Genomic DNA, 15376 nt, shown 5'->3' on the forward strand with positions numbered 1-15376 from the left:
GTGGGCTACCTGGCGTGGCGTGATAATGCCTGAATGTTCAACAGTAATTGTTCAGCCTGATCCGGCGGTAACTGTGCATCTACCGGCAGGTACCACCAATTAGGCTGAGCAAAAGCCCGACACTTGACTGCATCTTTTTCAGTCATCAATAATATTTGCTGGCCACTCGTTAGCGGACTAAGTTGTGCTAATGAATAATCCTGATGGTCAGCAAAAGCATGCTTACTCTTAGGCTCAATACCCAGTAAATTCAGGGTGGTAAAGAACCGAGGAGGATGGCCAATACCCGCCATTGCAACGACATGCTGGAGTTGCTGTGCGGGCAACCGCTCACCGCTAACCAGATTGACTGCCTGCCGCGCCACCAACTGCATCGGTATTTCTCCGCTGGCGGCAATACCACCATTGGTGATTACCGCATCCACTGAGTGCAAACGCCCCGCCCGTTCACGCATCGGGCCTGCCGGTAACCACCAACCATTACCGAAACGACGCACACCATCGATCACCACCAGCTCAAAATCACGCTGTAGCGCATAATGTTGCAATCCATCGTCGGTGATGATGAAGTCCAAAGTGTGAGCTTTTAGTAACGCTTTGATGGCATCTGAGCGCTTTGGTGAGACAGCGACCGGTGCCTGAGTACGTTGATATATCAGAACCGGCTCATCACCTGCCTGCACCGTGGATGTCTCATTGGATAGCAGTAGCGGATACACCGTAGATTTGCCCCCGTAGCCACGAGACACCACCCCAACACGGTAACCCCGTAGTTGTAGCTGTTCCACCAACCAGATAACGACCGGTGTCTTACCATTTCCGCCAGCAGTAAGGTTGCCGACAATAACCACCGGGACCGGTGAGCGCCAGGCAGAACGCCAGCCAAGCGAGTAACTGGCCCGGATAAGTGCTGTGACCGCACCGTATAACCAAGATAGTGGCAGCAGTAACAGATACAGCCGAGACCGCCCAGACCAGATACGCTCAATCATTGGCCAAACTGCATACGATTAAGTTGGGCATAGGCACCATGTTGCGCCAACAACTCTGCATGTACACCACGCTCGACAATGCGCCCCTCTTCAATGACCAAAATTTCATCGGCTTTTTCAATCGTAGATAAGCGATGGGCAATAACCAGTGAAGTACGGTTTTTCTGCAACTCATCCAATGCGGACTGAATCGCCCGTTCAGATTCAGTATCCAGCGCTGAGGTAGCTTCATCCAGAATCAGTATCGGGCAATCGCGCAATAACGCACGAGCGATAGCGATACGCTGACGCTGCCCACCTGAGAGCATCACACCGTTCTCGCCAATAACAGTATCAAGGCCAAATTCCATTTTATTGATAAAGTCCATGGCATATGCCATTCGGGCGGCTTCTTCGATTTCAGCGCGGCTATAGTGCTCGTCACGGGCATAAGCGATATTATTGGCAACCGTATCATTGAACAGATGAACATTTTGCGACACCAAGGCGACTTGGTTTCGCAAGGCACCAAGCCGATAATCTCGCAAATCGTGCCCGTCCATCAAGATACTGCCTTCGCTGACATCATAGAACCGGGTCAGTAAATTGGCGATAGTTGACTTACCTGAGCCTGAACGCCCTACCAATGCCACGGTCTTACCCGCTTCAATGTGCATATTGATATCATTCAGTGCTGGGGTGTCTTTGCCTGGGTAGTAGAAAGTGACATGGCGGAATTCTATTTCACCTTTAGCCCGCTCAACTTCCAGTTTCCCCTCGTCTTTTTCCTGTTCCATATCCAGAATAGCAAATAGCGTCTGACAAGCTGCCATCCCACGCTGGAACTGTGCATTCACATTGGTAAGGGACTTCAACGGGCGCATCAGAGCAATCATTGCCGAGAACACCACAGTGATGGTACCCGCTGTCAGGGTTTCCATCACACTTGGGAAACTTGCCGCATACAGCACAAACGCCAACGCAAAGGAAGCAATCAACTGAATGATGGGATCAGAAATGGAAGAAGCAGAAACCAGCTTCATCCCCTGCTGACGCATGCGATTACTGACGGTATCAAAACGCTCGGTTTCAACTTTCTGGCCACCAAAGATCAACACTTCTTTGTGCCCTTTCAGCATTTGCTCTGCACTGGTGGTCACTTCTCCCATGGTGCTTTGCATATTTTTACTGATATTACGAAAACGCTTAGAGACTAACCGGATAGAAACAGAAACAATCGGTGCAATGACGATTAAAATCAGCGACAACTGCCAGCTGTAATAAAACATCATGATAAACAAACCGATAATAGAGGCCCCTTCACGCACCACTGTAACCAATGCGCCAGAAGACGATGCCGCTACCTGCTCAGAATCATAGGTAATACGGGACAACAACGTGCCAGTCGATTGCTGGTCAAAGAAGGATACCGGCATCCCCATCATATGGCTAAATAAGCGGCGGCGGATGAACATCACGACTTGACCAGAGACCCATGAGATACAATAGCTAGAAATAAAGCCGGTTATTCCACGAACCACCATCAAACCGATAACAGCCAACGGCATCCATTTTAAAATTGAGCTATTCGCTTTACCAAAACCATCATCGAGCAAAGGTTTCAGTAACGACAGCATAAACGTGTCACTGGCGGCATTAAGGATTAATGCTATCGCCGCGACAACAAGACCGGTCTTATAAGGAGAGATCATTGGCCAGAGGCGACGGAACGTCTGCCATGTGGATAGATCTTTATCATTCATCATGCAAATACCAGCACCAGAAGAAATAGCGGCCCATTCTACTCATTATGGCCTCCAACGCCAAACCGCTGGTGATACCAACGTGGCATTATTTGTTCCCGATAGCCCCTAATTTGCCAACTATCGCTGTAAAAATACACAGTTAGCTGCCCGGATACCGAGGTATCACGCCAAATAATGCTATTTTTTTGATAGCGTTTAATCACTTTTTTAGCTGGCAGGTGCCATTGGTTATAGCGTGCAGCGGAAGCAAAAGCCAATTCTGGCTTCACTGCCCGCAAAAATGGGCCGGTTGAAGAGGTATTGCTGCCATGGTGGGGAACTTGCAGCAATGTTGAGGCTAGCTTAGTACGATAATTTTTAACTAACTGTCGCTCTCCCCGTGTTTCAAGGTCGCCCGTCAATAACAGACTGTGTTTGCCATCATCAATGCGAATAACACATGAGTCATCATTTTGGGCGTTAATCACCTGAGTTCTCGGCCATAAAACGTCAAAATTTAAATTTTGCCATTGCCATTTCACGCCTTTCTGACAGGGCAAACCCGCTATCGGGCCAGCTAAGGAGAAAGGTGCACGGACTTTCGCCTGCGGGAATGCCGCCTTTAACTCAGCTAGCCCTCCGGTGTGATCAAGATGATCATGGCTAAGGATAATTTGCTCAACCACAATGCCCCGCCAACGTAAATAAGGGAGAATAACCGCGGCTGCCATGCTACTGGTGTGCCAACGATTGCCCGTATCAAAGATAATTGCTTTCCCTGCGCGTTCTATCACTATTGCCAGACCGTGCCCAATATCCAACATATCAACGCGCCAGCGATAATCATCACGCCGCTGAGTGAATAACACCAAATTGACACACAGGACTATCACCCCAATTGGATAGCTTCGCCACCACTGAAAACGCCAAATAAGTATTGCCAGCCACCCCACATAAGCTACGGCAACGGATGCTAACCCAGTATGCAACCAACCGGTTTTTAGGTAATTGAGTGGCCAGAGTACCGCGCAAAGCGATATATCGGCCAAGAACCAAAACAGGCCAGCTACGGTAGGCAATGGTATGCAGGCCAAGGCCAACAATACGCAAGGCACAGTAAGCAGGGATATGATAGGCACTGCCCACAAATTTGCAGCGATAGAAAACAAGCTGACGCCATGAAATAGGCCTATCTGTAGTGGCATCAATAGTAGCATCATACCAAATTGCAAATGGAACCAGCGGATAGTCAGCCCAAGCCATCCGCCCCTAAAACGCTGAGTAATTGGCACCCAATAGAACCAACATATCAGACTGAATACCGCCAGACAGGAGAGCCAAAAACTGTCTGATAGTACCGCCAGTGGTTCACTGAGTAATATTAGCGCCAACACCCAGAGCCACACTTGCCAGGCGCTGCATAAAATACCGAACAACCTCAGCAGTAACCATAGGGTTAATGCTATAGCCGCCCTCATCGCGGGTGGATTCGCGCCCGCCAACCAAACATAAACCATTGCCACAAACCAGCCAATCAGCAGCGGGAACACGGGACCGACCCAACTAACAGGTAGAAATAACTGGATCCCACGAGCCAGTATCCCGCCAAACAGCGCCGCTAGCCCGATGTGCAAACCCGATATCGCCATCAGGTGCGCCGTTCCGGTATTACGAAAAAGCGCCCACTGGTGTGTGTTCAACTGTTCTCTTTCACCAAAAGCTAAAGCTAGCAGTATCTGCCGCTGGTCATACTGCTGTAGCTGTTGTTCAATAACACTGATGGCCCGTTGGCGGAGATTACAATGGGCATCACGCAATTCAGCCTTAATCACTCGCCCTTGCAATGGACGCTGGTTGGCTATAGCCCAGCGTTGGCTATCAAAACCCCCTTCATTGAGTAAGCTATGCACCGCCCGCATTCGTAGCTTCAACGCCCATTGCTGCCCAGCACAATAGCGCTCAAGCTTCTCCGGCCACTTTACTGATACTGCAATCGGTGGAAATACTCTTTGCCCATTAACTTGCTGAATGCCCAACAGGACCTTATTCCCTTCTCCCCATGTCAGATAGGCATTCTTTATAGTGGCGATAACTTGCTGCTCACCTTGAGTTAACGCCTCAATTTGCATTAATACCCTATTTCCGTGCCAACTTCCCCACGCAAAGCTGATGATGACTAATGCCACACATTGCCAGTAGATACGCCCACTTAACCATACCAGTCCCCCCAACCCTAGCAGCCCCACAGTGATGAGAGTTCCTGGCAACTGAGGTAGAAAAATAAGGGGTAAGAAGCCAGTGGCAATAGCGGCCGCAGCATGATCGATTGATAAAGTGATAAGAAGCCATCCCTTGTATTACTGCCAGATAGCCTCATTGCCATCCGCTTGCCTTATCGTGAATATGCTGATTTTCTCTGTTGATGGATGATGCAGCCAGTACAAAAAGTGGAAGTTCAGAGCGGCTTCGCGAATAGTTTTATCTTGTTACATAGCTAACAACACCTATGCGGGATGTATCGAAAATAAAGCTGAGCTTATTACAGGTAAAAGGGAGATAGAGATAGAGATAGAGATAGAGATAGATGAGGGTATTTGAATAAGTGAATAAACAATATTTAATCTATTCGTTATAAGGTTTTAATATATATTCAGCTAATTTTAGCGCGGGACATTAGAAAGAAAGAAAAACGGTGCCATTAGGCACCGTTTCTTATCAGCGTTTATACCTTTTATAATCAGTGTCACAGCAGTATTAGCTATGACACCAATGATTTTAGGTATAGATAATAACGCGGTAAGTTGTAAACAACTTAGCCGTAGATATTAGCGCGATCACGCAATTCTTTACCTGGCTTAAAGTGTGGAACGTACTTACCTTCCAATTCAACTTTAGCACCAGTCTTTGGATTACGGCCAACACGCGGAGCACGGTAGTGAAGAGAAAAACTGCCAAATCCTCGGATCTCAATGCGCTCACCTTCAGCTAGTGTTCCAGCCATATGTTCAAGCATTTCTTTCACTGCATCCTCAACGGCTTTAGCCGGTACATGAGATTGCTGGCCAGCAAGTCTTTCAATAAGTTCAGACTTGGTCATATTACCTCCAAGCTTTGCAGCTAAACTACCGTATAGGGGCGGAAAAACCGCCCCCCGTTATTACTCGCCTTTTGCAGCTTTGAACGCTTCTGCCATTGCGCTAGAGAAGTTACCTTCTTCTGGCTTGTTGTTAACTGTAGCAATAGCATCTTTCTCATCAGCTTCGTCTTTAGCACGAACAGACAGGCTGATTACGCGGTTTTTACGGTCAACGCCAGTATATTTGGCTTCAACTTCATCACCGACGTTCAGAACCAGCGTCGCATCTTCAACGCGGTCGCGAGTTGCTTCGGAAGCACGCAGATAACCTTCTACGCCGCCTGCCAATTCAACTGTAGCACCTTTAGCGTCAACTGCAGTTACTTTACCAGTAACAATAGCACCTTTCTTGTTAACAGACAGGTAGTTATTGAACGGGTCTTCTGCCAGTTGTTTCACGCCCAGGGAGATGCGCTCACGTTCTGCGTCAACTTGCAGAACCACAGCTGCGATTTCGTCGCCTTTCTTATATTCACGAACTGCTTCTTCGCCTGCAACGTTCCAGGAGATGTCAGACAGGTGAACCAGGCCGTCGATGCCGCCGTCCAGGCCGATGAAGATACCGAAGTCAGTGATAGACTTGATTTTACCTTCAACGCGGTCGTTTTTGTTGTGAGTTTCTGCAAACAGCTGCCATGGGTTAGATTTGCACTGTTTCAGGCCCAGAGAAATACGACGACGTTCTTCATCGATGTCCAGAACCATAACTTCCACTACGTCGCCAACGTTAACAACTTTAGACGGGTGAATGTTTTTGTTGGTCCAATCCATTTCTGAAACGTGTACCAAACCTTCAACGCCTTCTTCGATTTCTACGAAGCAGCCGTAATCAGTCAGGTTAGTTACACGACCAGTCAGCTTGGTGCTTTCTGGGTAACGTTTAGCGATAGCAACCCATGGATCTTCGCCAAGCTGTTTCAAGCCCAGGGATACACGAGTACGTTCGCGGTCGAATTTCAGAACTTTAACAGTGATTTCGTCGCCCACATTGACGATTTCGCTTGGGTGTTTAACACGTTTCCAAGCCATGTCAGTAATGTGCAGCAAGCCATCAACGCCACCCAGATCAACGAATGCACCGTAGTCAGTCAGGTTCTTAACGATACCCTTAACTTCCATGCCTTCTTGCAGGTTTTCCAGCAATTGATCACGCTCAGCGCTGTTCTCAGATTCGATAACTGCACGACGAGAAACAACTACGTTGTTGCGTTTCTGATCAAGCTTGATGACTTTGAACTCAAGCTCTTTGCCTTCCAGATGCAGAGTATCGCGAACTGGGCGCACATCAACCAGTGAACCAGGCAGGAACGCACGGATACCGTTCAGTTCGACTGTAAAGCCGCCCTTCACTTTGCCGTTGATCACACCAGTAACGGTTGCAGCTTCTTCGTAAGCTTTTTCCAGCATCAGCCATGCTTCGTGACGCTTAGCTTTTTCACGGGACAGCAGAGTTTCACCGAAGCCGTCTTCAACAGCGTCCAGAGCAACGTCAACTTCGTCACCAACTTGAATTTCCAGTTCGCCTTGCGCGTTCTTGAACTGTTCTGCTGGAATTGCTGACTCAGATTTCAGACCGGCGTCAACCAGTACGATATCTTTATCGATAGAAACAACAACACCACGGACAATAGAGCCCGGACGTGTTTCAATTGTTTTCAGGGATTCTTCAAAGAGTTGAGCAAAAGATTCTGTCATGTTAATAATCTTCAGGATTCTTAAGTTTAACGTCCATCTAGCATCCCGCCGGATGGGGTTGTTTCACATGCCTCGCCACAGATCCTTGCAGCAAGGTTAAAGTGCTCATCAAAAATAATTTTAATTAAAAAATAAATCGTTGAGAGCTCAGAACTGACCGCATTGTCGTTATTTTTTCAACGGCAACGCTAAAATTCGTTGGGCATAAGCCAGCGCCTGTTCGATCACCTGCTCGATGGACATACTGGTTGAATCCAGTACCAACGCATCCGCCGCAGGGACTAAAGGTGCAATAGACCGGTTACGATCACGAGAGTCTCGCTCCTGTATCTCGGCCAAAAGACGTTCAAAGTTAACATTAAACCCCTTTTCCTGCAACTGTAGCATACGTCGGTGTGCGCGTTCTTGCGAACTTGCATCAAGAAATATTTTCACCGGCGCATCAGGGAAGACCACTGTCCCCATATCGCGACCATCGGCAATCAGGCCCGGTGCTTCACGAAATGCTCGCTGGCGGCGTAGTAATGCCTCACGGACTCGCGGGAAAGCCGCGGCCTGAGATGCAGTATTCCCTACAGTTTCGGTGCGGATTTCATTGCTGACATCCTCACCTTCTAAAATCACTTTTAACTGCCCATTCTGTGAGACAAAACGAACATCGAGATGTGCGGCAAGTGGAACCAATGCCTCTTCGGTGCTGATATCAACCTGATGATGCAGGGCCGCTAACGCCAAAACCCGGTAAATCGCCCCCGAATCCAGCAAGCGCCAGTTCAACGATTCAGCCAAAGCTTTGCAAAGCGTACCTTTACCTGCACCACTTGGTCCATCAACGGTTATCACCGGGGCTATCGCCGTCATTTCTCTCTCCTTTCGGTAGGCAAAACCTCTTGTCTACCCAGCAGGGCAAACACAGGAGCAGCATTATACGCCGCATCGATGTGAACTGTTACCCTCGCGTGGTTCAGTTGCTGAAAATAAAACCATAAGCCGTGGCTGGAGTGTAGAAGAGATGTGAAAGATAGCCAGAAAAAACATTTATTCTTATTTGCCAACAAAGAAAAGTGCTATCCGTCTATAAAATAGGGAATGGGTACCGACGGGTACCCATTAGAGGTCAATAAATTCGGCGCAAAAAGGTCAGGCTGTCTGGCTCAGATTGGCCAATTGTTCAAAGTAGTCAGGGAAGGTTTTAGCGGTGCATTGAGGGTCAAGAATCGTCACCGGTGTATCAGATAACGCCACCAGTGAGAAGCACATCGCCATACGGTGGTCATTGTAAGTCCCTATTTCAGCGGCAATTAATTGCACGGGTGGCACCACACGAATATAGTCTTCACCTTCTTCAACTTCCGCACCCACTTTTCTCAGCTCAGTGGCCATCGCAGATAAGCGGTCAGTCTCTTTTACCCGCCAGTTATAGATATTACGAATAACCGTCGGGCCATTGGCAAACAGTGCGGTGGTAGCAATGGTCATGGCCGCATCAGGAATGTGATTCATATCCATATCGATACCCTGTAATTCGCCACGGCTACATTCGATATAGTCATCACCCCAGCTAATTTTTGCGCCCATTTTTTCCAGCACATCAGCAAATTTGGTATCACCCTGCACGCTTTTTTTACCGATACCCGTGACACGCACGGTGCCACCTTTAATTGCCGCGGCGGCTAAGAAATAGGACGCAGAAGACGCATCGCCCTCAACCAAATAAGTGCCCGGAGTGCGATATGTCTGGCCGCTTTTTATATGGAACAGTTGATAGTTCTCATGCACCACATCAACACCGAAGGCTTTCATCAGATGCAGGGTAATATCGATGTATGGCTTAGAGACCAGAGTGCCTTGAATCTGAATGTCGGTATCTTGCTCAGCCAAGGGGGCAGTCATCAGCAATGCTGTCAGAAATTGGCTGGAGACACTACCATCGACGGTCAGTTTTCCACCACGGAAACCACCACGTAAGCGCACCGGCGGGTAGTTCTCTTGCTCCAGATAATCAATCTGCGCACCGCCCTGACGCAAGGCATCAACCAAGTGGCCAATTGGCCGCTCTTTCATCCGCGGTTCGCCGGTTAGTACGATGTCGCTGTTACCCAAGCAAAGTGCCGCAGCCAATGGGCGCATTGCCGTACCCGCATTGCCTAAGAACAGTTCCAAGGGTTGGTCTGCGACCAATTTGCCACCTACACCATCCACTTCACATTGAGTGCGATCAGCCGAAAGGCGGAAATTCACCCCCAATGCCTGCAAGGCATCGAGCATATGGCGAATGTCGTCACTGTCTAACAAGTTATTCAGCTGGGTCGTCCCTTCGGCCAGCGCTGCCAGAAGAAGTGCACGGTTAGAAACACTTTTAGAACCGGGTAAGTTAACGGTGCCATTGATCAGAGCAATGGGTTGTAAAGTCAGGGATTCCAGCATGGGAAAAGCACTCTCCAGTCTTCTATGTGCAAATAAATATATTTTAAATAAGGGTGATACTCAGTCTGAGTAGACAAACATCCGCCCGGAGGAATCAACCATGGCGGCGTTCAAAGTCAGCCATAAAATCTGTTAAGACTTTAACGCCTTCAATTGGCATCGCATTATAAATCGATGCCCGCATCCCACCAGCAACACGATGGCCTTTTAAGGCTTGCAAACCCTGCTCTTGTGCCTCGCTAAGGAACACTTTATCCAAGGAGGCATCCTTCATTTGGAATGGCACATTCATCAAAGAGCGGTTGGCGTGAGCCACCTGGTTGCGATAGAAACCGGTCTTATCGATCGCACCATACAATAGATCAGCTTTCGCCTGATTACGTTTTTCCATTTCAACCAAACCGCCCTGCTCCTTCAACCATTTAAACACCAGGCCAGAGAGATACCAGGCAAAAGTTGGCGGCGTGTTGAACATGGAATCGTTATCGGCCAGCACCTTATAATCAAGGATCGATGGCAATTCAGTGCGAGCTTTACCTAATAAGTCGTCGCGCACGATAACCACTGTCAGGCCAGCGGGACCGATGTTTTTCTGGGCTCCTGCATAAATGACACCATAGCGACTGACATCAATCGGGCGAGAAAGGATAGATGATGAGTAATCGGCAACGACAACTTTATCGCCAAAATCCGGATCTTCTTTGATAGCCAGCCCATCAATGGTTTCATTTGGGCAATAATGTACATAAGCAGCATTATCACTCAACTGCCATTGTTTCATCGGCAAAATACCCGTTAGACCATTATCGTGGGTTGTCACATCGATAACGTTAGGGACACAGTATTTTTGTGCTTCTTTGACTGCACTGTGTGCCCAATAGCCACCGTCAATATAATCAGCACTGTTGTTGTCGCCGAGTAAATTCAATGGCACTGCGGCAAACTGCGCGCGCGCGCCACCATGGCAAAATAACACTTTATAATTGGCCGGAATTCGTAACAGATCACGCAGATCTTCTTCTGCGTCTTCAGCAACCTGAATAAATTCCTTACTCCGGTGACTGATCTCCATCACCGATGTCCCCAAGCCATGCCAGTTACGTAATTCCTGTTCCGCACGACGTAAAACTTCAACCGGTAACATCGCAGGCCCTGCGCTAAAATTATAAACTTGTGTCATTTCCCCTCACCACACTCAACTGAGATTGCCATCGTTATCATTACTCGGTTTTATCATCCGAGTCCGCCTGCTGCAACGGTTATTCACTGGCAAGGGAGAAACTCTCAACCCCAGCGATAGCAGGCTGTGCGTTATCATGTCATTAATTTGGAATTATTCACCAAAAGCTACCGAACCAAGGTGTTAGCGCACGATAGATGACTCATTTTGCTCGTTGATGGCCCAAAGCTTCAACCCAGTGGTGGTGACCACAACGTTGACAGGTTTTCTCTGCACCGCTGGATAACGCCACTATCAGGCTGCACTGGCTACAGGCATACTCCGCAGGTTTTTCAATGGTGACCAAGGGGTTAACACAGCATTTAGGTAATACCGGCAAACCGGGTTTGACATGTTCTTGCGCGAAGAAAAACACACTGATTGCACCATTGACTTCCAGGATGGCCAGCCGTACCTGACCAAGATGCTCGACACCTTGTTGGCGCAACTCCATAAAAAACTCATCATGGGTAATATTTTCCTGCTGCATGGTTTCCCAAACAAATATTCCATCACTGATGATGATCAACGGCTTCCCTTCCATCCACTGTTGTATTTTTTCGCTGCGTGACATCAAGAAAGTAGAGAGGCGGTACAAAATCATAATGCAGATAAAGACCATTACTACTGGCAACATCGGCACATCTTCATAAAAAGTGACATCACCCGCAGCGGATCCCAATGTCAAAATGATCACGACTTCGAATAGCGACATCTGCCGCACGCCACGGCGACCACTCAGTTTGAGGAATAAAAAAACCAAGACAAAGGTGAATAAACAGCGCATGCCCACTTCGGCCAAGAATTCGATGGGGAATTTATCCAGTGCCATTCGTTTGAGATCAAATGTTTGCATTTATAGTTGCCCAATAACTTTTTGATTCATTAAAGATAGTCGCCGGACGGCATGGGCGGATTTATTTCAGATTAGTGGTAATAAAGCAGATACGGAGGCCGAAGCCCCCGTCAAAGACTGATTGAATCAATATGCGTGGAATAGCTTTTGGATCTCTTGCGGTTTTTGCGTTTGGGTTAATGCCAATTGCAGCAACACACGTGCTTTTTGTGGATTGAGTGAGCCGGATGCAACAAATCCATATTTGGTGTCATCAACTTCTGCATCTTCCGTGGTAGAGCCAGTAGGCACACGGGATGAACGCACAACAGCAACCCCACTGTGTGCTGCCGTTGCCAGCGTATCAAAAACAGAATGATAAAGGTTACCGTTACCAACACCGGCACTGACAATCCCTTTATAGCCATCAGCAATCAGCGCTTTAGCCGGTAAATCAGAGGCATTGGCATAGTTATAAATAATGCCCACTTTTGGTAATTCACTCAGTTTGCTGATATCGAAAGCGGGTTGTCTTGGCGCGGGTTGGTGCAGATAATTCACTTTACCGTCATAAATAGACCCCAAGGATCCGGTATTCGGTGACTGGAATGTCTGCACCGAAGTGGTATTGGTTTTCATCACATCACGGCCACTTAGCACTTGGTCATTCATCGCTACCAGCACACCACGTTTAGCTGAATTGGCATCACTGGCGACGACCACTGCATTATAGAGATTCAGCGGACCATCTGCACCCAGGGCAGTTGCCGGGCGCATCGCCCCAACCATCACCACCGGTTTATCGCAATTCACCGTTAAATCAAGAAAATAGGCAGTTTCTTCCAGAGTGTCAGTGCCATGTGTAATCACGAATCCGTCTGTTTTGGCACAATCGGCATTAATTTTTTTCGCCAACTTCAGCCAGACCTCGTCATTCATATCTTGAGAACCGATATTAACCACTTGCTCGCCCTGAATATTGGCGATTTTTTTCATTTCCGGCACCGCGTTTACCAGGGCATCAACCCCCAATTTACCGGCTTTATAGTTAGATTTAGTGGCTGAATCTCCGCCACCGGCGATAGTTCCCCCGGTTGCCAATAGGGTGATATTGGGTAGAGCAAAGGCCGAACCGCTGATCCCTGCTAAGATTCCGGCTAAGACAGTTAGCTTTATAGATTTCACATTATGACTCCGTTATTTATAAGCTAGTGAATTATGCGGAATATCCATACTGAAACTGTGACATTTGCTGCGCTTTAGGAATACATGGAGCTATTAACTAAAACCCCGTATGATTGCGCGTTTTTAGTACCGCCAAAAAGTGACGACAATGACCCAAACCTTTATTCCCGGCAAAGACGCCGCGCTGGAAGACTCAATATCTCGCTTTCAGCAAAAACTGAGCGACCTCGGTTTTAATATTGAAGAAGCCTCTTGGCTTAACCCGGTTCCTCACGTTTGGTCGGTACATATCCGCGACCGTGATTGCCCGTTGTGCTTTACCAACGGCAAAGGCGCCAGCAAGAAAGCGGCACTGGCTTCGGCCTTAGGTGAATATTTCGAACGCTTATCCACCAACTATTTCTTTGCTGACTTCTATCTGGGTAAAGCCATTGCCGAAGGGGATTTCGTTCATTATCCCAACGAGAAATGGTTCCCGATCCCAGCAGATAACTTGCTGCCAGAAGGCATTCTCGATGAGCGCCTGCTGGCGTTTTACGATCCAGAGCAGGAATTGGTCGCCAGTGATCTGGTGGATTTGCAATCAGGTAACGCCAAACGCGGGATCTGTTCATTGCCATTTACCCGCCAGTCAGATTTAGAAACCGTCTATATTCCAATGAATATTATCGGCAATCTGTATGTCTCAAATGGCATGTCTGCGGGCAATACTGCCAATGAAGCTCGGGTACAAGCTCTGTCCGAAGTCTTTGAACGTAAAGTTAAAAACCGTATTATCGCAGAATCTATCAGCTTGCCGGAGATCCCTGCGGCGGTGTTAAACCGCTATCCAGGTGTGGTAGAAGCCATTGCCAAGCTGGAAGAAGAAGGTTTCCCAATTCTCTCTTACGATGCCTCTCTAGGTGGCGCTTATCCGGTTATTTGCGTAGTGCTGTTTAACCCGTCGAATGGCACCTGTTTTGCCTCATTCGGTGCACATCCTGATTTTGGTGTCGCGCTGGAACGTACCGTGACTGAGCTATTGCAGGGCCGTAGCCTGAAAGACCTGGACGTCTTTACCGCGCCGACCTTCGATGACGAAGAGGTGGCAGAGCACACCAATCTGGAAACCCATTTTATCGATTCAAGTGGCTTGATCAGCTGGGATATGTTCAAAGACGAGGCCGACTATCCATTTGTGGACTGGAGCTTTAAAGGCAGCACAGAAGAAGAATTCGCTACCCTGATGGCTATCTTCAAGCAAGAAAACGCCGAAGTGTATATCGCTGATTATGAGCATTTAAGTGTCTATGCCTGCCGGATTTTGGTACCAGGCTGGTCTGATATCTATCCTGCCGAAGATTTGCTGATGGCGAACAACACCATGGGTGTTCATCTGCGAGACAGGTTGCTGGCCCTGCCCGGCAGTGACTCGCAGCCTGAGGAATATCTGGCGCTCATTCAGCAGTTGGATGATGAAGGGTTGGATGATTTCGCCCGCGTGCGTGAATTGCTGGGTATCGCCTCGGGTAAAGATAACGGCTGGTATACCCTGCGTGTCGGTGAACTGAAATCCATGCTGGCATTGGCTGGCGGTGATTTGGAGCAAGCACTGATTTGGGTTGAATGGACGCAAGATTTTAACTCTTCAGTCTTTACGGCAAAACAGGCGAACTATTACCGTTGCCTGCAAACCCTATTGTTACTGACTCAGGAGCCGGATCGTGAAGCGGCACAATATTACACTGCCTTTGTGAAAATGTATGGTCAGGAGGCGGTAGATGCAGCCTCAGCGGCCTTGGTGGGTGAGGCGCGCTTCAATGGCCTGTTCAGTGTTGATGAGGATCTAAAAGCCTTACCAGCTCATCAGGCACTACTAGGTGCTTATGAGAAGTTGCAAACTGCCAAACGCCGCTATTGGGCTAAAAGCGAGTAAACATTTTCTGCCAGCAAATAGCTAAATGCTAATCAGCAGAAAACGACCCACGGCGTTGTCTTTTGGCAGCGCCGTTTAATTTAGTACTGCAATTAATCCTGACGAAAATAAATACAAATCGCCGCGCTCAACAATTGTTTTTGTCATAAAAAAACGTTATTTTCTGACGCCGTAATAGCACCTTTAGACAAACATTATTTAGCGACCAGATAAAATAGATAAATAGGTGAATGAATAGTTAATTTTTA

Annotated in this window: 11 protein-coding genes; 1 reads left to right on the top strand and 10 read right to left on the bottom strand. The window is 48.0% G+C overall.

The features are described from left to right. Positions 1-5: 5 nt before the first annotated feature. The 10 genes from lpxK to ansB form a co-directional block, all read right to left on the bottom strand. On the bottom strand, positions 6-992 hold the full coding sequence (gene lpxK, locus Q2T71_RS12870; protein WP_372559334.1) for a tetraacyldisaccharide 4'-kinase: 987 nt from the start codon (positions 990-992) through the stop codon (positions 6-8). After that, entirely contained in the window at positions 989-2737 is a 1749-nt protein-coding gene (msbA, locus tag Q2T71_RS12875) for a lipid A ABC transporter ATP-binding protein/permease MsbA (protein WP_083158440.1), read from the bottom strand. Before msbA ends, lpxK begins: the two co-directional genes overlap by 4 nt. A 35-nt stretch (positions 2738-2772) precedes the next feature. Continuing rightward, on the bottom strand, positions 2773-5055 hold the full coding sequence (locus Q2T71_RS12880) for a ComEC family protein (protein WP_372559921.1): 2283 nt from the start codon (positions 5053-5055) through the stop codon (positions 2773-2775). Between the two features lie 473 nt (positions 5056-5528). After that, complete coding sequence (gene ihfB, locus Q2T71_RS12885; protein WP_005184672.1) at positions 5529-5813, bottom strand: integration host factor subunit beta; 285 nt, start codon at positions 5811-5813, stop codon at positions 5529-5531. Positions 5814-5873: 60 nt separating this feature from the next. After that, positions 5874-7547 (bottom strand): 30S ribosomal protein S1, encoded by a 1674-nt coding sequence (rpsA, locus tag Q2T71_RS12890; RefSeq protein ID WP_004391091.1) that lies wholly within the window; start codon positions 7545-7547, stop codon positions 5874-5876. 168 nt (positions 7548-7715) lie between these two features. Then, the gene (gene cmk / locus Q2T71_RS12895; RefSeq protein ID WP_050084945.1) at positions 7716-8408 is read right to left on the bottom strand and encodes a (d)CMP kinase; all 693 of its coding nucleotides are present in this window, start codon (positions 8406-8408) and stop codon (positions 7716-7718) included. A 279-nt stretch (positions 8409-8687) separates the two neighbouring features. After that, positions 8688-9974: a 3-phosphoshikimate 1-carboxyvinyltransferase gene (gene aroA, locus Q2T71_RS12900; RefSeq protein ID WP_372559335.1), complete on the bottom strand. Its 1287-nt coding sequence runs from the start codon at positions 9972-9974 to the stop codon at positions 8688-8690. A gap of 94 nt (positions 9975-10068) precedes the next feature. Then, entirely contained in the window at positions 10069-11154 is a 1086-nt protein-coding gene (serC, locus tag Q2T71_RS12905) for a 3-phosphoserine/phosphohydroxythreonine transaminase (RefSeq protein WP_372559336.1), read from the bottom strand. A gap of 202 nt (positions 11155-11356) precedes the next feature. Continuing rightward, a complete protein-coding gene (locus Q2T71_RS12910) occupies positions 11357-12049 on the bottom strand; it encodes a DUF421 domain-containing protein (RefSeq protein WP_372559337.1) in 693 nt (230 codons plus the stop codon). A 126-nt stretch (positions 12050-12175) separates the two neighbouring features. Then, on the bottom strand, positions 12176-13213 hold the full coding sequence (gene ansB / locus Q2T71_RS12915; protein WP_083158435.1) for an L-asparaginase 2: 1038 nt from the start codon (positions 13211-13213) through the stop codon (positions 12176-12178). A 148-nt stretch (positions 13214-13361) separates the two neighbouring features. On the opposite strand from ansB, the gene ycaO reads away from it, so the two are divergent. Next, positions 13362-15128 (top strand): 30S ribosomal protein S12 methylthiotransferase accessory factor YcaO, encoded by a 1767-nt coding sequence (ycaO, locus tag Q2T71_RS12920; RefSeq protein ID WP_372559338.1) that lies wholly within the window; start codon positions 13362-13364, stop codon positions 15126-15128. The last annotated feature ends 248 nt before the right edge of the window (positions 15129-15376 follow it).

Origin of the sequence: Yersinia sp. 1652 StPb PI, assembly GCF_041538345.1 — a bacterium.
Classification (GTDB): domain Bacteria; phylum Pseudomonadota; class Gammaproteobacteria; order Enterobacterales; family Enterobacteriaceae; genus Yersinia; species Yersinia enterocolitica_E.

Coding starts and splice junctions, on each gene's coding strand:
- lpxK (WP_372559334.1), bottom strand. CDS start 992: ATGATTGAGCGTATCTGGTCTGGGCGGTCTCGGCTGTATCTGTTACTG.
- msbA (WP_083158440.1), bottom strand. CDS start 2,737: ATGATGAATGATAAAGATCTATCCACATGGCAGACGTTCCGTCGCCTC.
- ihfB (WP_005184672.1), bottom strand. CDS start 5,813: ATGACCAAGTCTGAACTTATTGAAAGACTTGCTGGCCAGCAATCTCAT.
- rpsA (WP_004391091.1), bottom strand. CDS start 7,547: ATGACAGAATCTTTTGCTCAACTCTTTGAAGAATCCCTGAAAACAATT.
- cmk (WP_050084945.1), bottom strand. CDS start 8,408: ATGACGGCGATAGCCCCGGTGATAACCGTTGATGGACCAAGTGGTGCA.
- aroA (WP_372559335.1), bottom strand. CDS start 9,974: ATGCTGGAATCCCTGACTTTACAACCCATTGCTCTGATCAATGGCACC.
- serC (WP_372559336.1), bottom strand. CDS start 11,154: ATGACACAAGTTTATAATTTTAGCGCAGGGCCTGCGATGTTACCGGTT.
- Q2T71_RS12910 (WP_372559337.1), bottom strand. CDS start 12,049: ATGCAAACATTTGATCTCAAACGAATGGCACTGGATAAATTCCCCATC.
- ycaO (WP_372559338.1), top strand. CDS start 13,362: ATGACCCAAACCTTTATTCCCGGCAAAGACGCCGCGCTGGAAGACTCA.